Consider the following 25,207-nt stretch of genomic DNA (forward strand, 5'->3'; position numbering starts at 1 on the left):
ATGGTGCGCTGCAGTCCAACTCCAAAGCCGAGCACCAGTACCCAGAAAAAGGTGACCGGGTCGATTTTCCGGTTGCGCTGGACGTATCCGACTTTAGCCGCTGTTTCCCTTAGCCACTCCGGAGAAAACATCTTGTTCAAAACTTTTTCTATTTCGCGCGGATTAATTTTTCCGGGAATTAGAGCCAATGTAGAACCTCCTCGCGAACATTATTTGGAGGAGAATTCCACAAAGGGAGGGGCATACTCCTTCTTTTCAAAGAACAATTCCCGCTATTTATTTTCCAGGGACAAAGCCCTATCTCTGGCTGTTATTGGTATATCCAGGGCTTAACCGAACACAAATGGAGTTTTGCAGGTCACACAAATTGGATATTGCATAATGATTTGGATACGAAACAGAATCAATACTATTCTTTATAATGTTGGAATATTCTATTTGTTTATTAATTAATTGTTGGATATTATTTATCCCATAATCATCAGGATCGAGCCCTTTTAACATTACATAGTATCCTTTATACTCTTGTCCTAATTTTATAGGAATTATGGGGTTGAATGGATTATAATTTGTTATATATTTTCCACTTGTTGGATCTAATAATATCCATTTATCGTCTATATAGACTTCTAGAAACACGTGCCCACTAAAAGATTTAGTTTTTTTTGGATAATCAAGTGAAAACTGAATACCAGTTGCATCAACCATTACAACAGGGAATCCATATTTTCTTAGTATACTTCCAACTAGCAATGCGTGATCGTGGCATCCACTAAGCTGTTTTTTCTGAATAATTTCATTAACCGTAATTTTCCCTACATATTTTCCCCCTGCAGGTACAGTATGAAAGTTTTTGTTTTTCCAATTTAAAATAGTTTTAATATCCAATAGGGTTTTTGTTCTAATTTTTAACTTTGTTTTCCGTTAACAGTATATTTGTTTGGGTTACTATAGTCTATGGCTCCAATGCAACCTTTTTGCTGTTTTCCTTCAGATGGATTAGCCATAGAAATAATAGTAATTGTTTGAGATGCAACATCCCAATTAACCTTACTCTCTAGTGCTTCAGATACAAATCTTAAAGGAACGAATGTTCTATTATTTATTATCCTAACAGGAACATCTAATATTACTGGTAAGTCATTCTTATATGCAGTAACTTGATCAATAGTCAGTTTTATCTTTGTTGTTCCTTTGGTTACTGTAATTGATTGCGTAATATCATCCCAACTAACATCAGCGCCCAACGCTTCAAATATTGCTCTTATTGGAACTAATGTCCTGCTGTTTTCGATAACTGGTGACACATCAAAGCTTAAAGCCCGCCCGTCAACTATAACCGTGGGTGAGCTAAAAGCCGGGCTGACCATCGGAAATAGAAAAAGTAAAACCAAAAAGGAAATAAACATTACTGCTCTTTTCATTTTGCATTCCTCCAAACGTTTAAAATATTCAAATGTGTAAATGTTCAGTCAACTCGATTAAAGCACGGCGTTGTCCCGTTTACTCCCTGGCTTCCGCGTAAGATACGCACCGCGGCTCACTTCGGGCCGGCTCTGGCCCTTAAGAGGATTGCCCGTCACCATCATTCAGGAGCCTCCCTCAGGAACTTGGATATGACGCGCAGCCCCTAGCCTACCTGCGCCTTACGGCGGCGCTACAACTCGTCCAAAATTCCTGGGCGAAGGGGTCCGTGTATCTGCCCAATGAATTGACAAGATTAATCCCCCTCGCGTTCCCCCGATTCTCTAAATGCCCAGAGCATTGAGCAACCGCAAAACCACGGCCGCTGTCTCGGGCCGGGTTGCTGGTTTTGCAGGCCTGAAGGTGTGGTCTTCGTAGCCTTTGATGACGCCCTTCGCCACAGCCCGCGAAATGCTGTCCGCAGCCCAGGCCGGACCTTGCCCGCATGTAGTACAGGCCGTTATTGTCGGTCATCACCCCGTCCCGGCCGTTGTACAAAAACGGAGTTGCATTTGTCCCCGACCTGTAAACAAGCTCCCCGTAAGGACCGTACTGGAACCTGTCGGTCACCCGGCCGCCTTCATCCGTAAGAACTACCGTACTCCCCCGCCGGTCATAGTGATAGGTGAGGTAGGAGCCGTCGGGGTTTTCCGTAACCGCGCTGAGGCGCCCTAAAGCGTCATAGCTCAAATAACCGATTTGCCGCGGCCGTTGCTCAGGCTGATTAACCTTCCTGCCGAGTCAAACCGGTATTCCTTTTGGTCTTTGCGGGTTAGAGTATAGGAGCCGTCCTGATTTTTAACCAGCCGGGTCTCATAGTTATGGCTCCAGCCTTTGCCTAAGGGGCCTTCTTTCAGCAGCAGGGAATTATAGTTTAAGTTAAAAGAAACTGGCTGTGCTCCGTTGATTGTCAGTACGTTTCGCTCAATCACATGCGCCCCTGTAGCAGCGTCCACCGGCTCTGCGATGAGGGTGCCGCCTTTTTCGTATTTCCCCAGCTTCTCCGCTGCAGGTTGACCAGTTAAGGGGAAAGAAATCACAGAGAGTTCGGGTTTGAGTTTTACAAGGTAGATACTGAAATCAAGTTCTGAATTACCTGATTGGGTTAAGGTCTCTGTATAGCCTACAACGATATATCCTCCGTCCCTGGTCTGCTGGACAAACGAAGCTTGATCGGTTTTATTACCTGTTCGTACCAAGGCTTTTTCCCATAACTTTTTGCCAGAGGCGTCGATCTTGACAAGGTAAAAATCTTTCATACCATCGCCAAAGGATCCTGAATAACCAGCAATGATATAATTCCCGTCGCGGGTCCGCTGGATGCAATTGGCTCCATCATCTGACCACCCCCCAAAAGTCTTTTCCCACTGCTTATTGCCAAAGGCGTCAGTCTTGATCAGATACCCATAAAAACCGCGGCCTGGGGACACGCCTCCTTCAGGGGGCAGGTACGATGACTTGATCCGCAAGTGAAAATCGGATGGTACAAATAGCCAGGATAAACATATGTTTGGTAGTTACAGTTTCATTTCGAGCAATATATTTTTTTCTAACACATTTGAATTTCCTGTCAACATTATTTAAAATATTTCGACATATTTAGACAAAAAACGTGGAAGTCATGGACAACCAGGAGGTCCAGCTAGGCTTTGTAATAGAAAATGAGATTATCATGCATTTAACACTGATCAAAAAAATACGCCAGGAGGTATCTTTGTACGATCCCGTGGGCGTGGATAAGGAAGGCAATGAAATCATCTTGATCGAAACCCTGGGTACACCACCGGAAATTTTCTCCGAAATGGTGGAAACACAGCTTGAACTCAAAAATTTGCTGGAAAGAATTGTTACGCTAAGCCCCCAGGAAATAAAGGTTCTGACCCTGCGGTTTGGTTTAAGCAGTGGCATCCGTGCAACTCAACGGGAAGACGCCCGGAAGCTAGGAATATCCAGGTCATGTGTCCCGAATTGAAAAGAGAGCCCTGTACAAATTAATCACGGGTTACCAGCTCTACCTGGCTTATCTGGCAGGCCTCCCCGAATTTCATTGACAAGACAGATTTTGCGGTTTACAATTATAACATATACGTTATACCAGAGAAGGTTGCTCCATGCGCTGGGAAGTTGAATTTTACAAAAGCGCTTCGGGCAGGAAACCGGCAGCCGATTTTATTGTGTCGCTGCAGCCGAAAGAACAGGCGAAAATTGCCCGGGCCATCGACCTCCTGGAAGAATTCGGCCCGCAGATCGGGATGCCTTATGTTAGGCACCTGGACGGCGGTCTTTGGGAATTGCGCGTGCCATTCGGCGGGCAGACGTTCCGACTGCTGTTTTTCATCGAGGGTAACACCCTGGATTATGGTGCACGGCTTTTCCAAGAAGACCCCGAAAACGCCGCTTAAAGAGCTGAATACCGCCATTGCAAGGATGAAAGACTACAAAAGAAGGATCGGTGATAACAAATGAAATGGAGCGATTTAAAAAATGAACTGATGGAAGATCCGGCTTTCCGGCAAGCTTACGAAGAACTGGAACCGGAATACCAGCTTATCAGGGCCATCATTAAACAGCGGAAATTAAAGGGAATGACCCAGGCCGAACTCGCCCGTAGAGTCGGCACCTGTCAGTCGGCTATCGCCAGGCTAGAAAGCGGAACTTATAACCCCTCCCTTCGGTTTTTAAAGAAAGTCGCGAAAGCTCTGGAAGCGAAAATCGAAGTGTCGCTAAAATGCGACAACTGATCCGGGTAGCGGCCAGCACTCCCCCGGCAATGCCCAGTCGGAAGCGGGGCACGGAGCCCATTACGGCGCTGTTGTTAGGAGACTGGAATAGCCCCGTGCCCAACCCGAAGATGCCGAGACGCCAGGCCACGTCGCCGGTGCCGGAATGCTGCCCCAGTCCAGCCAGGAGTAGAGCAGAGACGGTACAGATAAGCGAGCCCGTGAAGGCCAGTCCTCGCTGCCCGCTCTTATCCGACAGCGCACCGGCCAGGGGAGCTACTACCAACACCGTCAGGGGAAAGGCGGTCATGGTTGCTCCTGCCCGGCCAGCGGAAAGTCCCATCGCCTGCTGCAGGAGAAAAGGGGTCAGGAAAACAATGACGTACTGGGTCATGAAGTTTAGAAGGGCGGCCAGGTTGCCGGCCGCAAAGGCGCGGATGTGGAAGAGCTTGAGGTCCAGCATGGGTTCGGGAGAGCGCTTCTCCACCACGACAAACCAGCTCAGTAAAGAGAGAGCCGCAAGGCCGAGCACCAGGATGGGCCAGGACCAGTTGTAGGCCTCGCCACGGCTGACGGACAGAAGCAGGGCGCCGAGGCCGCAGAAGGCCAGCACCGCTCCCGGCCAGTCAAAGCGCTGGCGCTTTTCGCTGCGGAACTCGGGGAGAAGGTGCCGGCACCACAGGTAAGCGGCAATACCGATGGGCACGTTAATAAAAAAGATGGCCCGCCATCCCAGGGTATCCACCAGCAGGCCTCCCAGGCTGGGCCCCATAGCCAGGCCGAGGGCTATGACCATTCCGTTCATGCCCAGAGCCCGGCCTCGTTCCTGGGGTGGGAAGACGGCGATAATGATGGCGGGAGCCATGGTCATCATCATGCCTGCTCCGCCGGCCTGCAAAGCCCGCAGCAGGATCAGGGTGCCCAGGGTGGGGGCAAGGCCGCAGAGGGCAGAGGTGAGGACGAAGGTCAAAAGCCCGGCTAAAAAGACCCGCTTGAAGCCGAACATGTCTCCCATCCGGCCAAAGGCGAGTATCAAGCTGCCCAGTACCAGCAGATAGGCCATGGACACCCAGCCTATGGTGGCCGGGTCTGCACCGAAATCCCGGGCAATGACAGGTGTGGCTATATAGACCACACTGGCATCGATGGGACCCATGATGGAGCCGAGCAGGACCGCGGTCAGGATGCGCCACCTGTTGGCGTACTGCTGATCACTCATATTTTTATACACCACCTTTTTTATACACCACCGATATTACCTATATTCGTCTGCAAAAGGGCTGGGTGTACCTGGTAGCAATCATGGATTGGTACTCCCGTTATGTGGTCAGTTGGGAGATGGATCTCTCGCTGGAGATTTCCTTTGTCCTGGAAGCAGTCAAACTGGCCCTGGCCCGGTCCCGGCCGGAAATCATGAACAGCGACCAGGGAAGCCAGTTCACCAGCCCGCAGTACATAGAGCTTTTAAAAAATGCAGGGGTCCAAATCAGCATGGACGGTAAGGGTAGAGTTACAGATAACATCTTTGTCGAGCGCCTCTGGCGCAGTCTGAAATACGAAGAAGTTTACCTGCTCGACTACGCCAGTCCCCGCTAGGCCAGGCAAAGAATCGCCCACTACCTGGACTTTTATAACTATCGTCGCCCTCATCAATCACTTGGCTACCAAACACCTGCAGAAGTTTACACATAATCATGCCATAATATACAAAAGGAGGTGGCCACAACCAGGGATATTATAACAGATTTGGTAGTGCCAATGGTTTAATAACCCTAACCATTCTACCTATTACAAGGTCTATAAAACACGTGTTTGACTCTTAAATTTTAAATAAAACTGTCTTGACAATGGGGTCCACCTTGCCCGATATCATGTTTAATCTTATCCCTAATCAGTACACCCAGTTTTTCTATGTCCTCCGCCGACAACTCTACCTGACCCAGAAAAGTAACATTTTCTAGTTCCGCCGAGAGAACCTGCTCACAGTCTTCCACGTCGATACACCTTTCCAACATCAGCAGATATCCCCCAATAGATATCTTCTTTTTTCAAATGATTATTTCGCTAAACTATTCGACGATTTTTACCAATTCCCTCTAATCTTTACCACAGAAAAAGCACCGGCACCCCGGCACTTGCAAACGATTTGACTGTATGAACTAGCCCCTGGTACAATAAATACAACACAGGAAGAAGGTGATTATATATGCTGCCCAAAAGAAATATGCTACCCAAAAGAAGGATGAGCAATTTCGCGAAGGGTTTAATTGAAGCGCGTCGTCTATCAGGGATCATTACGAGAAAAATGAAGTCAGCCGGCTTTACCCATGAAGAATTAGAGAAGGATGTCCATGAAGTCTTTCGTGAAATCAAAAGAAATCGCAATTCCAATCGTGGTTGATACGAACGTGCTTGTTCCTTCTCTTTATATGGCCACCCCCCTGCTTCGTTTTGTACTTTCCGGAAATTTGATCCTCATTTGGAATGATTTCATACGTTCGGAAGCCTGTGAAATAATTAACCGGCTAGCTCACCGTTATTTTGAAAAGGCCGGTGTCTCCGCTTCGGAAGTAAATTACCTGCTCGACCTGGTTCTCCATAAGGAAAGCAAGGTGCCGGAAATGCCGGGCGACTGGCCGCCGCACTCCCCGGACAGGGACGACGACCCATTCTTATGGGCGGCCATAGCCGGAAAAGCGGAGTACATCATTTCTAGCGACATCCGGCATATGCTTAAGTTAAAAAATATCTATGGTATCCCGATAGGAAGACCGAAAGACTTTTTCGATTGGGTGAAAATAGCACATCCCATGTCCTGAAACTTACCATATCCTGCTGAGATACGGTTTTTTTAAGAACCGTTCGGGTTATCCCCGGCCCTTCAAAACCCGCTGCCTGCATCTTTGGCTCGCACGAATTTCCGGGCATCATGAGTTATCCCCGGCCCTTCAAAACCCGCTGCCTGCCTATGAAGCAGGGACGAACAACAGGGCGTTGCTTATCCTGCGTCCGGGAGCGGTGAGGTAGCGGCCCTTGTAGTAAAGCCCCGATGACGCCCCGCCGTCGAGGTTCATGGCGTCCACGGCGCCCAGTTCTTTCATAACCGACGCAAGCTGCCTGATGGTCGCGCCGGGTACCGTCACCAGTAAAATGCTGCCGTCGGGTTTCACGCCGATGGCGCTCCTCGCCCCTCCGCCCGTTAAGATCTTGGCACTGGTGAATCCTTCACCTGCCGGGTCGACGGTGACCCGGCCACCGGTCAAAAGCCTGGGTCCGGCACCCACGGCAGTCACTACGTCCGACCAGTCCAGCCTGTTGCCGTCCTTGTCCTCAAAAACTACCCGGTAGCTGACACTCTTCCTTGGTTCGAAACGGTCCCGCAGGTACTGTTCCGAACCGGTGAGGTTGACCACGAAACCGTCGTCGGGGATCGTCACGTCCTGGTTTTCCACCACCCTGACCACTTTCCCGCCGGAAACCACCACCGAGATACCGTAAGCAAATCCCAGGGAACTGCCGCGTTCGCGGGTGTAGATATACGCCGCGCTGCCGCCCGGGCTCGGCGTCCTGTTGAAACCGTAGGCGTACCAGTTGTCCGGCCATTCGTAAGAACCCCCGGTGCCGCCCTCCACTTTTATGCGCACCGTGTCCATCTTAACCCGGCCATCGGAAGTTATCCCCACCACGGAACCGACATTGCCCACGTGCACGACCTTCCCGTCCCTGATAATGGTGCCCCACGGTTCGGGTATGCCGCCGTACGCTTCAAAAAAGGTCCCGTTGATGGCGGCCACCGCACCGTAGCGCTTCGCCATCGAAGCCAGGTCTTCCGTCGTGCCTATCCTGTCGTGAGCAATTGCAACCACGGCCCTGACGGGAGCACCGGGCGGGATCTCCACCACCGTCGCCCTGATATTCCCGACCTGGCGGGAGTACTGTTTGATGCCAGCACTCCCGCTGCTGGACACCTTCACCAGAACAACCTTACCGTCCAGGCTGACGGTAGCCGTACCGGTCTTTTCGTCCCAGTCAACTTTTGCCCCGAAAGCCTCGGAAACGAAGCGCAGGGGTACGTAGGTAATGCCGCCGACCACGCGGGGCGGTACGTCCAGGAGAATTTCTTTCCCCGCTATCCTGGCGCGGCTCGAACCCGCCTTCAGGGAAATAACCCTGTCCCCTTTTTGAACCGTGATTCCGGAACCGTCCCACCCAACCGCTGCACCGAGGGCTTCCAGCACACCCCGGAGGGGCACCAGGACGCGATCCTGGACTTTAATCCCCCTGTACAGCGTGCCCGCACCGGTAAGGCCGGGCAGGATCAACAGGGCAACCAATACCACAAACAGGGTTGCCATTACGGGCGATCTGCGCATTTCCTTATCCCCCTGAACAATACATGACTGGATATATTTTCCTCCCAGGAAGCCGGAATCCAACCCCGGTTGCTCTATTCCGTCTGTGTCAATCCTCATTTTAATACTGTCTCGTCATTTCAATAACGGCTGTGATAATGGCCGCAATAAAAATGGCGGGTAAAAGGTTTCCCACTTTAATCCGGGCAGACTTGATCATATTAAACCCAATAGCCACAATGAGGAGGCCACCGGTAGCGGTAAGCTCGGCCACCACCCAGGGGCTTAAGCCTGCACCGGCAACACGGGCGGCAAGGGTTATAGCACCCTGGTAGAGAAACACCGGAATAGCAGAAAAAAGCACCCCGATGCCCATAGTGGAGGCAAAAATTGCGGCGGCGATACCATCCAGCATGGCCTTGGCGATCAGGGTTCTGGGATTACCGGTCAGCCCGTCCTCGATGGCACCCATTACGGCCATAGCACCAACGCAAAAAATCAGGCTGGCGGTAACAAAGGCATAAGCCATGCCGCTCTCCCCGGGGCGGCCAAATCTGGCCTCGATGCGTTTCCCCAGGGACTCCAGCCTGCCCTCAATGTCCAAACCGGCTCCCACCACACCGCCCAGGGCAAGGCTGCCGATAACAATAAGCGGGTTTTTGGTTTGCAGGGCCATCTGGGCACCGATCAGGATAACGGCCAGCCCGAGCCCCTGTATAACCGTATCGCCCACTCTCTGCGGTATGCCTTTTTTAAGTAAGGTACCGAGCAACGCACCTGCACAAATAGCTGCCGCATTAATTAATGTACCAACCAACTACAGTAACTCCTTTCCGGTTGAAAAATAAGTTCGCTATATTTGAACAGGGTTCCTGCTGGAATGGAAAAAAACCGGCCCTATTGCATAGGGCCGGCTCCTTTTAAGGAAACCCCTCCTAATACCTAACTTAACTGCAGCAGCACCCCATACCTTCTTTATTACCAGCAAAATACCGGTCTATCAGGCCGGCCAGAGTCCGGGCGTGCCTGGCCTCATCCCGGGACGATTCGTCCATAATATCGTGCACCGGGTCCAGGTTTAGCTCCTTGGCCCGTTTGGCCACTTCCTTCTTGCCCCGGTTAGCTTCCTGCTCCCCTTTAAGCATTTTGAGCAGATTTTCCCTGGTGCTTTCGGAAATCTTCCCGTTTAACTCAGCAAAATGGGCGGCGTGCCAGGCCTCATCCATGGCTATGGACTTCAGCACTTCGGCCACCTCGGGGTAGCCCTCCCGCTGGGCCTGCCGGGCCATGGCCAGGTAAATGCCCACCTCCCAGGTTTCACCCCGGAACTCCTTATCTACCGCCTCTTCCACTTCAGTACCTCTGGCCACACCCAGTCGATCCTCATTGATTAGTTCCAACGGCCATTCCTCCTTCACCGGTGCATATTATTTACCCCAGGCTCAAAAAATAGAATTACCCGCAGGGGAAAAATCTATCCACCGGGAGGTATTGTAAAGTGACTACGGAGCCCGTAACGGTGTATACCACCCCCACCTGACCCCACTGTCGCACGGTGAAAGAGTTCCTTTCCCAAAAAGGCGTTAAATTTACCGAAAAGAATGTGGCCGAGGACGAACTGGCCCGGAGTGAAATGGTGCGTAAAACCGGACGACTTGCCGTACCCACCATTACCGTGGGAGAACGGGTGGTGGTAGGATTTAACCGGAGTGAACTGGAAAGGTTGTTGCATTAAATGCAGGGAAAAATGGCGGTGACCATCCATCCTGCGGCAGGCATCCCGCGGGACAGGCCACCGCCATTCCGGCTTTGAGTTTAAAATCCGTTCTACAGCAGGCTTTCAAGCTTTTTAGCAAGGACCCCCTTGGGAGTATAGCCGACCATCTGGCCCACCACCTGTCCGGCTTTAAACATAATCAACGTGGGAATGCTCATGACACCGTAACGGCCGGCCAGGGCCCGGTTTTGATCCACGTTTACCTTGGCCACCTTTACCCGGCCGGCAAATTCGGCGGCCAGTTCATCAATAATGGGAGCCATGCTGCGGCAGGGACCGCACCAGGGCGCCCAGAAATCCACCAGCACCGGCTGGGTGGATTGTAAAACTTCGCTGTCAAAATTGCTTTCATTTAATTCCAGGGCCATAAAATTTTCACTCCTATCCTTGGTTAATAGATTAAGAAGGGCTACCAGCCCTTAGTTTTAAATAGCTCACCCGCCGGCAGAACCAGAACTGCTTTGCCCGCCACCGCAACTGCCGCCCTTTACGCGAACGGCACAGCCGGTAATCAGCTGGCGTATATCCCGGCTCTGGCACTGGGGGCAGGAAACCTTGTCCCGATCATCAATCCCCACCAGCAGGGTAAACTTGTGGCCGCAGTTGTTGCACTGAAAATCGTATATCGGCATCTATATGCACCTCCCTGAAAAGTTATTGCTTCACAAATCAGGCAGCCGTGATGGCTCCGTTGGGACAGACAAAAATACATTCTTCACATTCCCGGCACAACCCGGGGTCAACTGTTGCTAGCTTGGCGGCAATGGTTATAGCTTCATAGGGACAAACGTAAGCACAGGCTCCGCAGCCGGCACAAAGATCCTTTACTACATAGGCAGGCATGGGTAGTCTGCCTCCCCTTTTTCTTCTATTATACTACAGAGTATTTTCGCTTGCAATAAATTTATTTAAGTTGGACATGTTCTCCATAGTTTACCATTACTCCAAATAAATCGTCAAGCTCTCCCGTTGCAGGCGAAAATAAAAGGAAACGGCACCTGCTTTAACGCAAAGCCACTCCCTTCTCAGCATAGATCAGAGCGCTTGAAGAGTTGAATGAAATTCAAGACAAACTGTAACTCCTTCTGGGTAAGGTTGCAGACCAGGCTCAACACCGACTGCACGTTGGGGTGCATGAGCAACTCGCGCAACTCGGGGTTCATTAAACTGAGCATTTGATCCACTGCACCCGGTTCCATAATAAAGTAGCACGGGGAAACACCCATTACCTCGGACAGTTTTTCCAGCGTCTTTAAAGAGGGCTGCACTTTGCCCTGCTCGATCTGGCCAATCAGCCCGGCTGTAACCCCTGCCAGGTTCGCCAGCTGGGCCTGGGTAAGGCCGTACTCTTCCCGGAGGGCCTTGAGCTTGTGCCCCAGAGAACCCTCCTGCCCCATAATGGAAGTAGGAGACACTTCCAGTGCTTCGGCAATGCGCTTTAAGGTGCTTAAAGCAGGATAAACGGTACCGCGTTCAATTTCACTCAAGTAAGACAGGGAAATGCCCGCCCGCTCGGCCAGTTCCTGAAGCGAAAGGTTTTTTTCGTTGCGCATGATGCGAATCTTATCGCCCAAAGAGAGGCCTCTATCCGTAACATCTCCCTCAATGAGCTGTGCTCTGGGTACGTTCAGGGCGGCGGCCAGCTTCTCAATGGTTTTCAAAGAAGGCCGTTTGGACCCCCGCTCAATTTCGCTCAAATATGATAGGGAAAGGTTCGCCCGCCGGGCCAGGTCCTGCAATGTATATCCGCGCTCTTCGCGCAGGGCACGGATTTTTTCCCCCTTGATAATCATCCACAACACTCCCAGATCAAATTATACTATTATCCTACTATACCTTTACTAAGCAGTCAATGTATGAGGTAAGAATGGTGAAGCAGCCGTCCTTAGTCCGGCGGCAGGGTGAGAATTTTCTCCATGATCTCCCGGAACACCGGGGCGGCCGTTTCTCCCCCGCTGATCCCTTCCTGCACCAGAACCGTCACTACATAACGGGGATCTTGAAGGGGGGCATAACCGGTAAACCAGGCATTTACCTTACCCCGGCCGTCCACCTGGGCGGATCCGGTTTTCCCGGCACTGCCGTAACCGGGCACATAAGCCTGGCGGCCAACACCTTCCGTGGTCACCAGCTTCAACATCTCTTTTACCTGGGCGGCCGTGGAGGCGGGAATGGCCCTGTGACCGGGCCCCGGGGGGAAAGAGCGGGTCACCCGGCTGGCATCGTTGCGCAACTCCCGGACCAGCCGCGGCTGCACATACACACCGTCGTTAACAATAGCATTCATCATGGCCGTAATCTGTACCGGAGTAGCCAGCACCGGTCCCTGACCTAAACTGCTATTAACCAGGTTGTGGGGTGCCGCAACAAGCTGCCAGTTCTGACGCCCATCGGCCGGTACGGGATAACCGGTAACTGTCTGGTTATCCAGCCCGAAACGGCCGGCGTATTCGATGAGTCTCCCGGCCCCCAGTTCCAATCCCACCCGGGCAAAAACCGGGTTGCAGGATTCGGCAAAGGCCTGGCTAAAACTAATGACACCGTGGCCAGGGTCATACCAGCAGCGTACAGGCTGGTCCATGCTCCCCCGACAGTTAAACCGGCTGCCGGGTTTAACAATTCCTTCCGCCAGGGCGGCAGCGGCCACCACTACCTTGAATACCGAACCCGGGGTGAACAGGGCGGTGGTCTGATCGGTAAAGGTCCCTTTTTCACCTAGAGCCAGGTATTTAGCCAGGTTACCGGGACGGGGATCGTAAACGGGGCGGCTGGCCAGGGCCAGGATGTCCCCGGTATGGGGCTCCATAACCACCACTGCCCCCTTTTTTATCCGCCGGTCCATTATTTCCTCCACCACCCGCTGGATCCTGGCGTCCAGGGTGGTAACCAGGTGTTGCCGTCCAGGATCCACCGACTGGAGATCAACAGCAAGGCCCAGTCCCGGTATAGGCCTGCCGGCGGCATCAACGAAGAGCCGGGCGGCACTTTTGGGCCGGGTGGCCTTCAGCTCACTCTCATAGTACTTTTCCAGGCCGGCCTGGCCGATCCAGTCGCTAAAACTATAGCTCTTCCGGCTTTTAACGCTTAAGGCGTCCACCACCTCTTTTGACTGCACCCGTCCCAGGTAACCGACCACCCCGGCGGCCAGGGGTGTGGGACCGTAGCGCAAGTGGACCGGCAACACTAAAACACCGGGCCATTGGTGCTCCCGGATGGCCTTTACCTGGCCGGGAGTGAGGGAAAAGGGTAAATAACAGGGCTGCCCGTCAAAATACGGGGCTATTTTTTCCACCGGCAACCCCAAAATCCCGGCCAGGGAGGTAATGACCGCCTGCTTGTCCCGGACCAAGCTGGGAAAAACCACCACCCGGTTGGCATCAAAACTGCCAGTCAAGGGTTGTAAACGCCGGTCCAGGATTTCCCCCCGGGGATATTCTTCCAAAAGTACCGTCTGGGTCTCCCTCTCCAGGGCTAAAAAGGCATACTCGCTCCCCCGGCCCAGCTGAATAACGGCCAGGCGGAAAAGCAAAAAGGCGAAACAAAACAGGAAAAGGGGAAAAAGGATGACCAGGCGCCTTCCCTGCACACTTCCACATCCTGCACCATTTTTATCCAATAGCATGGCCCGGTGAACTAATTATTATACTCTTCCCGGCGGCGCAAAAGGCTCCAGGGCGGAACGGGGCGGGGCGGGGAGAGAAAAACCCTTTGCCGGGGATGGGGTGCCGCATCAATGGGGGTCATTTCTTCGTTGTATAAACCGGTCAATACAAAGGAAAATGTCTGCCCGCCGGGAAGCAGCACCTCCAGCTCTTCACCCCGGGCAAAACGGTTCCGCTGTTCCACCAGGGCCAATCCCCCGGCGGGGTCATAATCCCGTACCACGCCAACAAAAGTATAGGGCCGGCGGTAAATGGAGTCCACCGCACCCTGGGCCGCTTTTGCCGTCGTACCGGTGAAAAAACCGGTGGTGTATTCCCGGTGGCTGACCTTGCCCAACTCTTCCAGCCACCGTTTCCGAACCTGAAAGCGGGCCGGATCCGCCCGGTAAGCATCCAGGGCCTGGCGGTATACACTGACCACGGTAGCCACATAATGCACGCTTTTGACCCGGCCCTCGATTTTCAAACTGTCAACTCCGGCCTCCACCAGCTGGGGAATATATTCCAAAAGACAGAGGTCCCGGGAACTTAAAATATAGGTGCCCCGGGAACCCTCCTCCACGGGAAAGAACTCCCCCGGCCGCTTCTCTTCCACCAGCGCATAGCGCCAGCGGCAGGCCTGGGCACAGTCCCCCCGGTTGGCATCCCGCCCGGTCATGTAGTTGCTTAACAGGCAGCGTCCCGAATAAGATATACACATGGCTCCGTGGACGAATACTTCCAAAGGCACCGTCACGTACCGGCGAATTTCCCGGATCTCCTCCAGGGTAAGCTCCCGGGCCAGGACAATCCGGGACACTCCCTGCTCCTGCCAGAAACGGGCGGCCATCCAGTTGGTGGTATTGGCCTGGGTGCTCAAGTGCACCGGTAATCCGGGGGATACTTCCCGGACCAGGGCCAGCACCCCGGGATCGGAGACAATAACGGCATCCACACCGATATGTTCCAGTTGTTTTAAATAATGCGGCAGGTCATCCAGATCCCGGTTGTGGGCAAAAATATTCACCGTAACATAAACCTTAACCCCCCGGGCATGGGCAAACTCCACTCCCACAGCCATTTCCTCCAGGGTAAAGTTCCCGGCCCTTTCCCGCAGGCCGAACTGCTTCCCGCCCAGGTAAACGGCATCGGCGCCGTAAATCACGGCTGCCTGCAATTTTTCCAGATCCCCGGCCGGAGCCAGGAGTTCCGGAACAGCCATACCAGAATCACCTTCATTTAGTGCCCTTATCTTAGCGTATGTATTTACGCTTATTTGTGTTATGCTCGTCCAGGGTACTGGCAAAAGCATGGGTACCGTCGGGTCTGGCCACATAATACAGGTAACTGGTTTTGATTGGTTGCACGGCGGCCAGCAGGGAAGCTTCCCCCGGACAGGCTATGGGGCCTGGAGGAAGACCCTTGAACAGGTATGTGTTATAGGGGGAATCCACCTCCAGGTCCTTATAGTACAGTTTTGCCCTTTGAGTGCCCAGGGCATACTGTACCGTGGCATCGATCTGTAAAGGCATGTCCCTCTTTAAGCGGTTAAAAATAACTCCGGCTATTAACGGGCGCTCCCGGTCCACCCGGGCCTCCCGCTCCACCATGGAAGCAATGATCACCGCCTGGTGCAGGGTTAAGCCGGCTGCCTTTACCTTCCGGTAATAATCCATTTCCTTTAACTTCCAGTCAAAACGGGATAACATGAGGTTTATGACTTCATGGGCGCTGGTGTTGCTTCCCACCCGGTAGGTATCAGGGAATAGATACCCCTCCAACCGGTTTGGCCCCGCTGGAAGCCCCTGCAAAAAGGGATAGTCAAACGTGTCCCCGGCGGCTGCAGCCAGGAAATCCCGGCGGGTTACCAGACCCTCCCTTTCCAAAAGTTCGGCTATTTGTTTCAGGTTAAATCCTTCGGGAATGGTAAAAACTCGCCCCTCATCGGGTCCTTTAACCAGTTCGTTAACAATCTCCGGCAGGGACTGGGCGGTAGAGAAAGTGTAACGGCCCGCCTTGAGCTTGCCGTCAACACCTTTCAGCCGGGTATAGAAGTTAAAAAACCAGGCACTGTGCACCAGTCCCTGTTCATGAAGAATACGTCCGATATTACTGCTGGAAGCAGACCGGGGAATGGTTATGTTTACGGACTGACCCTGGCCGGAGGTCACCGGGGATAGCATTCCCAAAATGTATATGAATACAAAAAGCCCCCAAAGAGCTATACCTCCGGCCAGCAACCGCTTTTTTTCCTTTTGTTTGAAGACACTTTGCAAGCTCTTCATTTTGCTACCTGCCTGTTTTAATTACCACATTATATATCAATCCCCGTGTCGATACAATGGCCCTGAAAACAAGCCGGGTTTTACTGGGAACCGGCCGGGGGGACTACTTCGGGCACGCTATTATTACCCTCCGGGGATTGTTGTTCCGGTGGAGCCATACCCTCACCATCAGCTGGCTCCGGAGATTCTTCCGGGAGCTTGACATCCTCCCCACCCACAGGTGTTTTTCCGGGGGAATCACCTGCCGCCGGTGGCTTTTTATCCGGCAGAGGTTTCTGGCCGGATGAAGGCGGGGGAACTACCGGTCCGGCACTCGGTTCCCTGGTGCCTATAGCCACCACCTGGTTCACCGGCTTATAAAAACTACCCGGGAGCCGTTCAGTATACAGCCGGCCGTTTTCCCTCACCACACGCTCGGTTATTACCCGGTAACCCCGGACTCCCTTTTGCTTGACCACCTGCTCCCCCCGCTCCAGATTGGGGTCGGGCTCCCGCACAACCTTTGGCTCCAGAACCTCCGTTATCCGGGTGCGGATTTCCACCGGCACTTTGTAATCTGTATTTCCGTAAATTTTGAAAGTAAGCCGCTCGCCATTAACGGCGGAACGGATATAAACATAGCTTTCAGTATTGTTGCGGAAGCGAAAATCAATGGCCCCGTAAACAACCGTAGCATCCCGGCCGACGGGAACATAGGGGACGGGCAAAGAATGGTTGGTACGCTCCAGCACCTCCAGGTTAGCCAGCAAGACTGCATTGTACAGTGTACTGCTTACCTGGCACACTCCTCCCCCAAGGCCATCCACCAGCTGGTTGTTGACAATCACTTTGGCGTTTTTATATCCGGCTTCGGAACTCCTGGGTCCGACTACCTTATTAAAGGAAACTTCCTGCCCCGGAGGGATGAGCAACCCATCAAGGGCCGCCGCAGCCACCCGGATATTATAAGCCCGGTCTGTATAGGAAGCATCAAAACTGGTGGTATAAGAAGCCAGAAGACCTTTAAGCCCCATAGCCTGGACCTCTTCCGTGGTGGTCTGGGGCTTCACATACACCATGTTAAGTTGAATTTCCGGTTTTTTACCGGCGGAAAGAGCGGAGAGCAAATCCCGGTAGGCCCGTTCTTCATCCACTTTCATCCCGTCGCGGCCCGGGATAATTTCAATGCGATCATCGGGCAGAACCCGAAAGGCGGCGTCCCGGGGCGGAGTGGCGATTTCTCCGGCCAGGGCGTTGAGTTTTTGATTGAATTTCTGCCGGCTGAGAACCACCATCAGAGGAAGCTCGTAACCTTCCTTCTTGATTTTCCACTGCCTGTACCACTGCCACCACCATTGTGCATCCCGGCCGGCCTGCAGGGCCCCGGTTAACATGGCCTGCGTGTCCAGACGCAAACCAATTTCCGGTGGGGAAAAGCTCCAGGTACGGTCCCGGTAATGAAAAACAACCGGGGTGGTATTTAACTTTTCCTCCAGGGAAGCCAGGGCCCGCCGGCACGCTTCCCTGTCCATACCAGACAGGTCCATACCCGCAGCCCGGACGCCGGGAACAACCTGTTGACGGCCATAAACAGAGCTGGCACCGGCGGCGCCAATTACCAGTAAAATACCAATGATAAAGCCAGCGATGATAAGATAAGTCCTCCTCATTTTCTCCCCCCTGTCTTAAGACGACATAAAGGGCAAAAAAGTTCCACCCACAAGTTCATGATATATAAATTATCTGTGAAGGGGGACAGTATGAAACTTGCTGGCGATAAGTAAAGGTTGAAAATAAAAAAGCTGGATGATCCAGGTGCCCCTGTCCCCAGCTCTTCTCTACCTGTGGTGAACTATCCTCTCCCAATCAGGAATCCTCACCAGCAACCATTTCCTCCCAGTAGTCTGCCACCTTTTCCCATTCCTCGTCATCTTCAATATCGACCAGGATTTCGTTCCCATCCTCATCCGTTTCAAACTTGAGGATTATAGCCTCCCCATCATCATCATCAGCCGCCCCGGTGTCAACTTCTTGAAGGGGAAGTAAAATAGCGTACTTTGAGCCGTCCAGATGTATAATATCGATAACTTCGAAATCCCGCTCCTGGCCGTCTTCATCCACCAGTGTGATTACCTCTTCCAGTTCCAGCTCTTGTTCGGGCATATCACTCACCTCTTTTTAACAAGTTGTGCCTATTCTATATCAAGAGGAACCTTTTGTCAAGAAACCGGTAACCTTACTAACCTTTACCCCGACCAAAATCCAACGATTGCTCCCCTGCTCTTAGACCAGAGAATCAAAAAAGCTATAGTTAATTTTCCCCATTTCCGGCCTTTTTATGCCGGGAATCTAAATAGTTCTGCAGAATCACTGCCGCGGCCATTTTATCAATTATTTTCTTGCGTTTGGCCCTGCTGACATCAGCAGCCAGTAAGACCCTTTCCGCACTGACGGTGCTAAGGCGCTCGTCCCAGGTTTCCACCGGTAGTCCCAGCTCCGTACCAATCTCCCGGGCAAAATCAAGCACTTTTTGCCCCTGGCTGCCCAGGGTACCATTCATATTGCGGGGCAAGCCCACTACTATACGCTCCACCTGGTAATCCTGAATCAGCTTTCTCAACTGCCCCATTACCTGCTCCTGCGGCCGGTCCCGGCGAATAACCCCTACGCCTTGAGCGGTCCACCCCAGGGGATCGCTTACCGCCACCCCAATAGTTTTTTCGCCTACGTCCAATCCCAATATCCGCGGAGGCAAAAAGCTATTCCCCACTTTCCCTATAACAAATGGATAAGTCCTAAATGACCTTGATACAGAAATCGGGGCAAACAGTTCCGCAGTAACCACATAAGCGGCAATTTAAAGGGTTCACCATCGCCCGCCCCCCGGCCAGGAACAGCGCTCCCGCGCTGCACCTTTCCACACAGCGCCCGCAGCCCCTGCACCAATCCTCAATATGTAAACGGCGTTTTTGACGCCCCACCCTGGCCCAAAGCCCGGATGGAACGGGTAACCGGTTGAAAACCGTCACGTTAAAGTCAACTTCCGCCATGGTCCGCATTCCCACGGCCACACTGGCCAGCTGGGGGATGCCAAGGACAAAGGCCAATGCTTCCTGCGCCCTGGGTATGAGATGCCCTCCTCCTAAAGCCTTCATGCCGTAAATACCCTTGCCGAAACTGGCAGCCTCGGCAATGGCTGCCAGCATATCATCCCTGGTTCCTCCCTGAATGCCAATGCCGGCTATATTGATTATGGGATGTATGATATCAAATTCAGCTATGCGGGCCGCCGCCCTTACCCCCTCCACACTGTGGGTGGAGACACCGGTGGCCCTTACCAGGCCTTCTTTTTTAGCCTTTAAGAGATATTCCACCGCCTCCCAGTGCCCCCGGATGGTCAGAGCCGATTCCTGTTCGTGGAGGAGGAAAATATCTATATAATCCCGGCGAAGGGCCCTCAAGGCCCCTTCCAGGCTTTGCCGCATCCCCTGCCAGCTATAAGCATAGGATTTGGAGGCAATCACCACTTCCCCCGCCCAGCCCCTGGTGGCTTCGTAAATATATGGATAGGTTTGGTAACACTCGGCCGTATCAATAAAATTCACACCCGCTTCCAGTGCCCGGCGGATTACCGCTGCCCCCTTATCCACCGGGAGGGCGGCCTGCAATGGGCCAATGGTAAGGGCGCCGAAGCAAAGGCGGGACACTTTTATCCCTGTTTGACCCAGTACCCGGTACTCCAATAGATGTTTCCTTCTTTCGAAAAACCTTTAAATAGCTTCTGCATCCTTTAAATAGTTTCTCACCAACTCTTCCAGCAGCTCGTCCCGTTCCAGCCGCCTGATTTTGCTGCGGGCATTGTTGTGGCTGGTAATATAAGCCGGGTCCCCGGATAACAAGTAGCCTACAAGCTGGTTGATCGGATTGTACCCCTTTTCTTTGAGCGCAGCATACACAGACAGAAGTATTTCCTTCGCCTGGTTTACTTCCTCCGCTTCAACCTTGAACATAACGGTATTTTCGGAAGTTTCCCTGCTCACGGCCAAAGCCCTCCTTTTAAGAATATAACCCCGTCTGGGATCTATATTCGTTGGTCCAACCCTTTTTCCTCTATTGTCAAAAAACTACCAGGACAAAAAAAGCGGGTCAAAGCCCGCCTAGTTCTTTAACTGCCCTGCTGCCACGGTGTAGGCTTTTTGCAGCGCCTCCTGGAGCCGGGAGGCATCCTTACCTCCGGCCTGGGCCATATCCGGCCTTCCGCCGCCTCCGCCGCCAAGCATGGAGGCCACTTCCTTAACTAGCTTGCCGGCATGCAACCCCCGGGGCAACAGATCTTTTGTCACTGCCGCCACCAGGTTGACCCTCTCCCCTACCGGGCTGGCCAGGAGAATTACCCCCGAACCAAGCCGCTCCCGCAGCAGGTCCACCATAGCCCGCAGGCTGTCCATGTCGGGAGCGCTGGTTTTAGCGGCCAGGAACTTGGCGCCGTCCAGGTCTTTTACCTGCTCCAGCAGCGTCTGCACCTCGTAACGGGCCAGCCGGGCACGCAACCCTTCACTTTCCCGTTCCAATTCTTTTACTTCCTTCACCAGCGACTCCACCCGGTGTACCACTTCTGCCGGAGTCGCCTTGACCAGGGACGCGATCTGAGCCAGCTGCTCCTCCCGGGCCCGGACATAACGCAACGCGCCGGCACCGGTCACCGCCTCCACCCGGCGCAGCCCGGCACCCACACTGCCCTCGCTAATTAATTTAAAAAGCCCGATTTCAGCGGTAGATCTCACATGGGTACCGCCACAAAGTTCCACGCTGAAGTCCCCCATCTTAACCACCCGGACCTGTTCCCCGTATTTCTCGCCAAAGAGGGCAACCGCCCCCATGGCCTGCGCCTCTTCCAGGGAGGTAATGAAGGTCTGGACCGGGAGATTTTCCAGCACCGCCTGGTTGACCATTTCCTCTATGCGGTGCAACTCTTCCGGGGACACCGGAGCGTAATGGGTAAAGTCAAAGCGCAGGCGGCCGGGTTCCACTAAAGAACCGGCCTGGTTCACGTGGGGGCCAAGGACTTCTTTCAAGGCCTTATGGAGCAGGTGGGTCGCCGAGTGATTGCGGGCAGTGTCGCGGCGGCGCTTACCGTCAACCACTACCAGTACACTGTCATTCTCCTTCAAAACCCCGTTCTGGACTTTCCCCCGGTGCACAATGATTCCTTCAACAGGACGGGAAACCTCCAGGACTTGAACCTCCAGTTCAGGGGCGCTGACCCGGGCGTGGTCGGATACCTGCCCGCCCGATTCGGCATAACAGGGAGTTACATCCAGGATAAATTCTACTTCTTCACCGGCAACCGCCTTGTCCACCGGACGCCCTTCTTTAAGCAAGGCCAAAACCTTACCTCGGGCTTCCAGGGTATCGTAACCCACAAAACGGGTTTCCCCCAGCTTATCCCGCAGTACTTGATAAAAGGCGTCCCTCTCGGAAAGGTATTCCGTTTCCTGGCGCGCGCGGCGGGCCCTTTCCCGCTGCTCCTCCATGGCCCGGGCAAAAGCTTCCTCATCCACGGTTAACCCTTCCTCGGCAGCCATTTCCCGGGTTAACTCCAGGGGAAAACCGTAGGTGTCATAAAGGCGGAAGGCATCCTCTCCCCGGATGACCGTGGAGCCGGCAGCCCTGGCCTCCTGAACCAGACGGTTCAAAATTTCCGTACCCTGGGCCAGGGTTTCTCCGAAACGTTCCTCTTCACTACGGATTATCTTCAGCACGTGACCTTGATTGGCCGGCAGCTCGGGATAGGCACCGCCCATCTGTTTGATCACCGCCCCGGCCACCTGGTAAAGGAAAGGTTCGTGCAGTCCCAGCACCCGTCCAAAACGCACCGCCCGGCGCAAAAGCCGCCGGAGCACATAACCCCGCCCCTCGTTTGAGGGCAGGGCCCCGTCGGAGATGGCAAACGTGACCGCCCGGCAGTGGTCGGCAATAACCTTTAAAGCCATATCGGTTTTGCTGTCGCCACCGTATTTTACGCCCGCCAAGCCGGCAGTAAAATCCATAATCTCCCGGAACAGGTCGGTATCGAAATTGCTAGGCACTCCCTGCAGCACGGAAGCTACCCGCTCCAAACCCATACCGGTATCAATACCCTTGCTGGCCAGCGGTGTATAATTCCCGGCCTCATCCCGGAAAAACTGGATAAACACCAGATTCCAGATCTCCAGGTAACGGTCACAGTCGCAGCCCACCCCGCAGCCGGCGGAACCGCACCCCCGCTCTTCCCCCAGGTCAACGTAGATCTCCGAACAGGGACCGCAGGGGCCAACCCCGATTTCCCAGAAGTTGGTGTCTTTGCCCATGCGCACAATACGTTCGGCGGGGACGCCCACCTCCCGGTGCCAGATGTCAAAGGCCTCATCATCATCAAGGTAAATGGAGATCCATAACTTTTCCTCCGGCAGTCCCAAAACCCGGGTGGTAAACTCCCAGGCCCAGGGAATGGCCTTTTCTTTAAAATAATCCCCAAAGGAGAAATTGCCCAGCATCTCAAAGAAGGTGTGATGCCGGGCCGTACGGCCAACCGACTCAATATCCGGCGTGCGCAAGCACTTCTGGCAGGTGGTTACCCTGCGCACCTCCGGTTTGGCGGCACCCGTAAAATAAGGTTTAAAGGGAACCATTCCCGCAGCCGTCCATAAAAGGCTGGGATCGTTCGTGGGAATCAAGGAAGCGCTGGGCAGAATGCGGTGCCCCCTCGCTTCAAAAAATTTAAGAAATTTTTCCCTGATCTCCTTCCCGGTCACTGTACTTAACCTCCCGTTTAAAAAGAAAAACCGCTCTTCGCCGGTGAAAAGGAAAGCCCATCATATTTCGGAGTAATTATACAAAAAGTGCCTGTACGGTGTCAAGGGAGAGGCTTTGAATTGGGTTTAGCCTGAGAAATAAAGCCATAAAAGAGAAAAAGTGAGGAATTTCCTCACTTTAACGGATCATCTCGCTGACTCTGCTGGTCATTCCCCGGAGTATTCTTTGTGTCCTGGACCTGGGATGGCCGCTCCGGACGATGCGAAAAATACTCCTCTGCTCCGGTTTTCTTTGTGGGGGGGCCATGAGAACACCGATCACTGCTCCCAGTACACTGCCGGCAATAACACCGCGCCAGAAGCTCATACGCACCACCTTCACCCCCCTGGCGTTAATTAAAGTAAGAATTCGTTATGCGGATCAAAGGCTACCAGACTGCCATCTTCAGCCAGTTCGTAAATCTGCACACCTTCTTTATTGATGCGGTATTCTACGCAACAATCCCAGCAGTAATACTGGTCCTGGCCCACCTTCCCGGTAGCTTTGCCACCACAAACCGGGCAATTCAAATAACTTCGCCTCCTGTATCATCCTTTACACCTGCATTATGCCCGGCCGGGGCGAAAAAAATACGCTTCACGGTCCGCCATTTGTCACAACAAACCCTAAATACTGGAAATATCTTGGTCGTTATGTGGGCCAGAACGCCTCCGGGCAATAATCCCTCCACCAACCACGTAGTCCCCCTGGTAGTAGACCACCGACTGGCCGGGGGTGATGGCCCGCTGAGGTTTGGCAATACGAACCAGTACCCGGTCATCATCCAGGGGGCTGATGACCGCCGGTGCCGGGCGGGAATTGTAGCGGATCTGGGCGGATACTTCCATTGGTGTGGTCAGCTTTTCAATTAAAATAAAATTATTGTCTTCCGCCACCAATTCATCCCCCAGGGTGGCTTCTTCGGGCCCCAGTACGACGGCGTTCCGCCCGGGGTCGATGTCCACCACATAGAGCCTTTGCCCCGCGGCGATGCCCAATCCCCGGCGCTGGCCGATGGTATAAAAGGGTATACCCCGGTGCCGGCCGATAACGTTACCCTGGAGATCGAGAAAAGGCCCCGGCTTAATTTGAGCCCCCGCCCGTTCTCTTAAAAAGTTATGGTAATCGTTATCGGGAATAAAACAGATTTCCTGGCTTTCGGGCTTTTCCGCCACCGGCAGGTCCCTTTCCGCCGCCATGCGGCGCACCTGTTCTTTGGTATAATCCCCTAAAGGCATCAGCGTGTGCGCCAGTTGCTCCTGGGTCATGTTGTACAGGACATAGGTCTGGTCCTTGCGGGCATCGGCCGCCCGTTTCAAAACATAACGCCGCCGGTCCTCATCGTAAGTTATCCGGGCATAATGGCCGGTGGCCACATAACTGGCTCCCAGGGAGCGGGCCTTCTGCAGCAGGCTTTCAAACTTAATATAGCGGTTGCAGGCAATGCAGGGGTTGGGTGTCCGCCCCCGGAGATACTCCGCACAAAAATAGCTTACCACCCTGTCTTCAAAAATTTCGCGGAAATTAAGCACGTAATAGGGAATACCCAGCCGGTGGGCCACCCGGCGGGCGTCTTCAACGGCAGCCAGGGAACAACAGCCCACGTGTTCCCCGGCCACCTCGGTGACGCTGGGATCCCAGATTTGCATGGTCACCCCGATTACTTCATAGCCCCTTTCAACCAAAAGGGCGGCGGTGACCGAACTGTCCACGCCGCCGCTCATGGCCACGACAACCCTTGGCTTCATCAAATTCACCTGTTTATGCTTCTTTTTTCTTTTTGCTGAGGTAATCCTGGATGGCCGCATGCAGGGCATCAGCGGCCAGGTTGGAACAGTGCATTTTCTGGGGAGGCAGCCCGTCCAGAGCCTCGGCCACCTGCTTGTTGCTCACCTGCATGGCCTCTTCCAGGGTCTTCCCCTTGACCAGTTCGGTTACCATGCTGCTGGTGGCAATGGCCGCCCCGCAACCAAAAGTTTTAAATTTAATATCCTCGATAATATTATCTTTTACTTTAATATAGATTTTCATGATATCCCCGCACACCGGGTTGCCCACCTGGCCCACGCCATCGGCATCGGGAATTTCTCCCACATTGCGGGGATTGGTAAAATGGTCCATTACCTTTTCTGAATACATCGCTTTGGCGACCCCC

At 53.3% G+C, this 25,207-nt stretch carries 31 protein-coding genes and 2 pseudogenes; 6 read left to right on the top strand and 27 right to left on the bottom strand.

The annotated features are described in order from the left end of the window. The 5 genes and pseudogenes from BUA65_RS11070 to BUA65_RS11090 form a co-directional block, all read right to left on the bottom strand. Window positions 1–131, bottom strand: a pseudogene (locus BUA65_RS11070) (IS4 family transposase); the annotation flags it as partial. Between the two features lie 166 nt (window positions 132–297). Then, window positions 298–888 carry a transglutaminase-like domain-containing protein gene (locus BUA65_RS11075; protein ID WP_072869690.1) on the bottom strand — a complete coding sequence of 197 codons (591 nt, stop codon included), beginning with the start codon at window positions 886–888 and terminating at the stop codon, window positions 298–300. 20 nt (window positions 889–908) lie between these two features. Further along, on the bottom strand, window positions 909–1,424 hold the full coding sequence (locus BUA65_RS11080) for a copper amine oxidase N-terminal domain-containing protein (RefSeq protein ID WP_072869691.1): 516 nt from the start codon (window positions 1,422–1,424) through the stop codon (window positions 909–911). Between the two features lie 211 nt (window positions 1,425–1,635). Further along, window positions 1,636–2,154, bottom strand: a complete 519-nt coding sequence (locus BUA65_RS19345) for a hypothetical protein (RefSeq protein ID WP_072869693.1) — start codon at window positions 2,152–2,154, stop codon at window positions 1,636–1,638. After that, the gene (locus BUA65_RS11090) at window positions 2,151–2,894 is read right to left on the bottom strand and encodes a DUF6531 domain-containing protein (RefSeq protein WP_072869695.1); all 744 of its coding nucleotides are present in this window, start codon (window positions 2,892–2,894) and stop codon (window positions 2,151–2,153) included. The genes BUA65_RS19345 and BUA65_RS11090 overlap by 4 nt, the downstream gene beginning before the upstream one ends. A 191-nt stretch (window positions 2,895–3,085) precedes the next feature. On the opposite strand from BUA65_RS11090, the gene BUA65_RS11095 reads away from it, so the two are divergent. The 3 genes from BUA65_RS11095 to BUA65_RS11105 all read left to right on the top strand — a co-directional run bounded on the left by BUA65_RS11095 (window position 3,086) and on the right by BUA65_RS11105 (window position 4,205). Then, window positions 3,086–3,436 (top strand): RNA polymerase subunit sigma, encoded by a 351-nt coding sequence (locus BUA65_RS11095; protein WP_242656314.1) that lies wholly within the window; start codon window positions 3,086–3,088, stop codon window positions 3,434–3,436. A 139-nt stretch (window positions 3,437–3,575) separates the two neighbouring features. Further along, entirely contained in the window at window positions 3,576–3,866 is a 291-nt protein-coding gene (locus BUA65_RS11100; RefSeq protein ID WP_207543889.1) for a type II toxin-antitoxin system RelE/ParE family toxin, read from the top strand. 90 nt (window positions 3,867–3,956) lie between these two features. Next, a complete protein-coding gene (locus BUA65_RS11105; RefSeq protein WP_166348364.1) occupies window positions 3,957–4,205 on the top strand; it encodes a helix-turn-helix domain-containing protein in 249 nt (82 codons plus the stop codon). Here the strand turns inward: BUA65_RS11105 and BUA65_RS11110 are convergent. Then, a complete protein-coding gene (locus BUA65_RS11110; protein ID WP_242656315.1) occupies window positions 4,096–5,403 on the bottom strand; it encodes an MFS transporter in 1,308 nt (435 codons plus the stop codon). The two genes, BUA65_RS11105 and BUA65_RS11110, sit on opposite strands and share 110 nt — an antisense overlap. A 20-nt stretch (window positions 5,404–5,423) precedes the next feature. Between BUA65_RS11110 and BUA65_RS11115 the strand changes: the two are divergent. Continuing rightward, window positions 5,424–5,876, top strand: a pseudogene (locus tag BUA65_RS11115) (IS3 family transposase); the annotation flags it as partial. A gap of 134 nt (window positions 5,877–6,010) precedes the next feature. On the opposite strand, the gene BUA65_RS11120 reads toward BUA65_RS11115, so the two are convergent. Further along, window positions 6,011–6,199, bottom strand: coding sequence for a hypothetical protein (locus tag BUA65_RS11120; protein ID WP_072869698.1), 189 nt, complete (start codon window positions 6,197–6,199; stop codon window positions 6,011–6,013). 348 nt (window positions 6,200–6,547) lie between these two features. Here BUA65_RS11120 and BUA65_RS11125 point away from each other — a divergent pair, with 348 nt between their 5' ends. Further along, complete coding sequence (locus BUA65_RS11125) at window positions 6,548–7,003, top strand: PIN domain-containing protein (protein WP_165613243.1); 456 nt, start codon at window positions 6,548–6,550, stop codon at window positions 7,001–7,003. A gap of 147 nt (window positions 7,004–7,150) precedes the next feature. Here BUA65_RS11125 and BUA65_RS11130 read toward each other — a convergent pair whose 3' ends face one another. From BUA65_RS11130 to BUA65_RS11140, 3 genes are all read right to left on the bottom strand, one after another. Further along, window positions 7,151–8,557: a phosphodiester glycosidase family protein gene (locus tag BUA65_RS11130; RefSeq protein WP_072869759.1), complete on the bottom strand. Its 1,407-nt coding sequence runs from the start codon at window positions 8,555–8,557 to the stop codon at window positions 7,151–7,153. A gap of 100 nt (window positions 8,558–8,657) precedes the next feature. Then, the gene (locus BUA65_RS11135; RefSeq protein ID WP_072869701.1) at window positions 8,658–9,353 is read right to left on the bottom strand and encodes a DUF554 domain-containing protein; all 696 of its coding nucleotides are present in this window, start codon (window positions 9,351–9,353) and stop codon (window positions 8,658–8,660) included. Between the two features lie 130 nt (window positions 9,354–9,483). Further along, the gene (locus BUA65_RS11140; RefSeq protein ID WP_072869702.1) at window positions 9,484–9,936 is read right to left on the bottom strand and encodes a ferritin-like domain-containing protein; all 453 of its coding nucleotides are present in this window, start codon (window positions 9,934–9,936) and stop codon (window positions 9,484–9,486) included. A 98-nt stretch (window positions 9,937–10,034) separates the two neighbouring features. On the opposite strand from BUA65_RS11140, the gene BUA65_RS11145 reads away from it, so the two are divergent. Beyond that, window positions 10,035–10,271, top strand: coding sequence for a glutaredoxin family protein (locus BUA65_RS11145; RefSeq protein ID WP_084062318.1), 237 nt, complete (start codon window positions 10,035–10,037; stop codon window positions 10,269–10,271). Window positions 10,272–10,363: 92 nt separating this feature from the next. Here BUA65_RS11145 and trxA read toward each other — a convergent pair whose 3' ends face one another. From trxA to nifU, 17 genes are all read right to left on the bottom strand, one after another. After that, window positions 10,364–10,681, bottom strand: a complete 318-nt coding sequence (trxA, locus tag BUA65_RS11150) for a thioredoxin (RefSeq protein WP_072869704.1) — start codon at window positions 10,679–10,681, stop codon at window positions 10,364–10,366. Between the two features lie 66 nt (window positions 10,682–10,747). Further along, the gene (locus BUA65_RS11155) at window positions 10,748–10,945 is read right to left on the bottom strand and encodes an FmdB family zinc ribbon protein (protein WP_072869705.1); all 198 of its coding nucleotides are present in this window, start codon (window positions 10,943–10,945) and stop codon (window positions 10,748–10,750) included. Between the two features lie 37 nt (window positions 10,946–10,982). Continuing rightward, window positions 10,983–11,156: a 4Fe-4S binding protein gene (locus BUA65_RS11160; protein WP_072869706.1), complete on the bottom strand. Its 174-nt coding sequence runs from the start codon at window positions 11,154–11,156 to the stop codon at window positions 10,983–10,985. 182 nt (window positions 11,157–11,338) lie between these two features. Next, window positions 11,339–12,106: a helix-turn-helix domain-containing protein gene (locus BUA65_RS11165; RefSeq protein ID WP_072869707.1), complete on the bottom strand. Its 768-nt coding sequence runs from the start codon at window positions 12,104–12,106 to the stop codon at window positions 11,339–11,341. A 92-nt stretch (window positions 12,107–12,198) separates the two neighbouring features. Beyond that, a complete protein-coding gene (locus BUA65_RS11170; RefSeq protein ID WP_207543890.1) occupies window positions 12,199–13,899 on the bottom strand; it encodes a peptidoglycan D,D-transpeptidase FtsI family protein in 1,701 nt (566 codons plus the stop codon). Between the two features lie 47 nt (window positions 13,900–13,946). Next, window positions 13,947–15,176, bottom strand: coding sequence for a peptidase U32 family protein (locus BUA65_RS11175; protein WP_072869709.1), 1,230 nt, complete (start codon window positions 15,174–15,176; stop codon window positions 13,947–13,949). 31 nt (window positions 15,177–15,207) lie between these two features. Further along, on the bottom strand, window positions 15,208–16,239 hold the full coding sequence (mltG, locus tag BUA65_RS11180) for an endolytic transglycosylase MltG (RefSeq protein WP_072869710.1): 1,032 nt from the start codon (window positions 16,237–16,239) through the stop codon (window positions 15,208–15,210). An 80-nt stretch (window positions 16,240–16,319) separates the two neighbouring features. Further along, window positions 16,320–17,888, bottom strand: a complete 1,569-nt coding sequence (locus BUA65_RS11185) for a VanW family protein (RefSeq protein WP_072869711.1) — start codon at window positions 17,886–17,888, stop codon at window positions 16,320–16,322. Between the two features lie 196 nt (window positions 17,889–18,084). Further along, complete coding sequence (locus BUA65_RS11190) at window positions 18,085–18,381, bottom strand: DUF1292 domain-containing protein (protein WP_072869713.1); 297 nt, start codon at window positions 18,379–18,381, stop codon at window positions 18,085–18,087. A gap of 148 nt (window positions 18,382–18,529) precedes the next feature. Next, window positions 18,530–18,973, bottom strand: a complete 444-nt coding sequence (gene ruvX, locus BUA65_RS11195; RefSeq protein WP_072869715.1) for a Holliday junction resolvase RuvX — start codon at window positions 18,971–18,973, stop codon at window positions 18,530–18,532. A gap of 40 nt (window positions 18,974–19,013) precedes the next feature. Beyond that, window positions 19,014–19,961, bottom strand: a complete 948-nt coding sequence (locus tag BUA65_RS11200; protein ID WP_072869716.1) for an aldo/keto reductase — start codon at window positions 19,959–19,961, stop codon at window positions 19,014–19,016. Between the two features lie 27 nt (window positions 19,962–19,988). Beyond that, on the bottom strand, window positions 19,989–20,258 hold the full coding sequence (locus BUA65_RS11205; protein ID WP_013823094.1) for an IreB family regulatory phosphoprotein: 270 nt from the start codon (window positions 20,256–20,258) through the stop codon (window positions 19,989–19,991). A gap of 117 nt (window positions 20,259–20,375) precedes the next feature. After that, window positions 20,376–23,012 (bottom strand): alanine--tRNA ligase, encoded by a 2,637-nt coding sequence (gene alaS, locus BUA65_RS11210; protein WP_072869718.1) that lies wholly within the window; start codon window positions 23,010–23,012, stop codon window positions 20,376–20,378. A gap of 178 nt (window positions 23,013–23,190) precedes the next feature. Continuing rightward, window positions 23,191–23,379 (bottom strand): YtxH domain-containing protein, encoded by a 189-nt coding sequence (locus tag BUA65_RS11215; protein WP_072869761.1) that lies wholly within the window; start codon window positions 23,377–23,379, stop codon window positions 23,191–23,193. A gap of 29 nt (window positions 23,380–23,408) precedes the next feature. Then, entirely contained in the window at window positions 23,409–23,582 is a 174-nt protein-coding gene (locus BUA65_RS18285) for a YrzR-like zinc ribbon domain (protein WP_013823098.1), read from the bottom strand. Between the two features lie 96 nt (window positions 23,583–23,678). Next, window positions 23,679–24,800, bottom strand: a complete 1,122-nt coding sequence (mnmA, locus tag BUA65_RS11220) for a tRNA 2-thiouridine(34) synthase MnmA (RefSeq protein ID WP_072869719.1) — start codon at window positions 24,798–24,800, stop codon at window positions 23,679–23,681. 13 nt (window positions 24,801–24,813) lie between these two features. Continuing rightward, on the bottom strand, window positions 24,814–25,191 hold the full coding sequence (gene nifU / locus BUA65_RS11225; RefSeq protein ID WP_013823100.1) for a Fe-S cluster assembly scaffold protein NifU: 378 nt from the start codon (window positions 25,189–25,191) through the stop codon (window positions 24,814–24,816). Window positions 25,192–25,207: the final 16 nt, after the last annotated feature.

Origin of the sequence: Desulfofundulus thermosubterraneus DSM 16057, from assembly GCF_900142025.1 — a bacterium.
GTDB classification, from domain to species: Bacteria; Bacillota; Desulfotomaculia; order Desulfotomaculales; family Desulfovirgulaceae; genus Desulfofundulus; species Desulfofundulus thermosubterraneus.

Excerpts from the sequence above, each read along its gene's own strand:
- BUA65_RS11080 (WP_072869691.1), bottom strand. The coding sequence starts at position 1,424 with ATGAAAAGAGCAGTAATGTTTATTTCCTTTTTGGTTTTACTTTTTCTA.
- BUA65_RS11095 (WP_242656314.1), top strand. The coding sequence starts at position 3,086 with ATGGACAACCAGGAGGTCCAGCTAGGCTTTGTAATAGAAAATGAGATT.
- BUA65_RS11100 (WP_207543889.1), top strand. The coding sequence starts at position 3,576 with ATGCGCTGGGAAGTTGAATTTTACAAAAGCGCTTCGGGCAGGAAACCG.
- BUA65_RS11105 (WP_166348364.1), top strand. The coding sequence starts at position 3,957 with ATGGAAGATCCGGCTTTCCGGCAAGCTTACGAAGAACTGGAACCGGAA.
- BUA65_RS11110 (WP_242656315.1), bottom strand. The coding sequence starts at position 5,403 with ATGAGTGATCAGCAGTACGCCAACAGGTGGCGCATCCTGACCGCGGTC.
- BUA65_RS11120 (WP_072869698.1), bottom strand. The coding sequence starts at position 6,199 with ATGTTGGAAAGGTGTATCGACGTGGAAGACTGTGAGCAGGTTCTCTCG.
- BUA65_RS11130 (WP_072869759.1), bottom strand. The coding sequence starts at position 8,557 with ATGCGCAGATCGCCCGTAATGGCAACCCTGTTTGTGGTATTGGTTGCC.
- trxA (WP_072869704.1), bottom strand. The coding sequence starts at position 10,681 with ATGGCCCTGGAATTAAATGAAAGCAATTTTGACAGCGAAGTTTTACAA.
- BUA65_RS11155 (WP_072869705.1), bottom strand. The coding sequence starts at position 10,945 with ATGCCGATATACGATTTTCAGTGCAACAACTGCGGCCACAAGTTTACC.
- BUA65_RS11160 (WP_072869706.1), bottom strand. The coding sequence starts at position 11,156 with ATGCCTGCCTATGTAGTAAAGGATCTTTGTGCCGGCTGCGGAGCCTGT.
- BUA65_RS11165 (WP_072869707.1), bottom strand. The coding sequence starts at position 12,106 with ATGATTATCAAGGGGGAAAAAATCCGTGCCCTGCGCGAAGAGCGCGGA.
- BUA65_RS11175 (WP_072869709.1), bottom strand. The coding sequence starts at position 15,176 with ATGGCTGTTCCGGAACTCCTGGCTCCGGCCGGGGATCTGGAAAAATTG.
- mltG (WP_072869710.1), bottom strand. The coding sequence starts at position 16,239 with ATGAAGAGCTTGCAAAGTGTCTTCAAACAAAAGGAAAAAAAGCGGTTG.
- BUA65_RS11185 (WP_072869711.1), bottom strand. The coding sequence starts at position 17,888 with ATGAGGAGGACTTATCTTATCATCGCTGGCTTTATCATTGGTATTTTA.
- BUA65_RS11190 (WP_072869713.1), bottom strand. The coding sequence starts at position 18,381 with ATGCCCGAACAAGAGCTGGAACTGGAAGAGGTAATCACACTGGTGGAT.
- BUA65_RS11215 (WP_072869761.1), bottom strand. The coding sequence starts at position 23,379 with ATGAGCTTCTGGCGCGGTGTTATTGCCGGCAGTGTACTGGGAGCAGTG.
- mnmA (WP_072869719.1), bottom strand. The coding sequence starts at position 24,800 with ATGAAGCCAAGGGTTGTCGTGGCCATGAGCGGCGGCGTGGACAGTTCG.
- nifU (WP_013823100.1), bottom strand. The coding sequence starts at position 25,191 with ATGTATTCAGAAAAGGTAATGGACCATTTTACCAATCCCCGCAATGTG.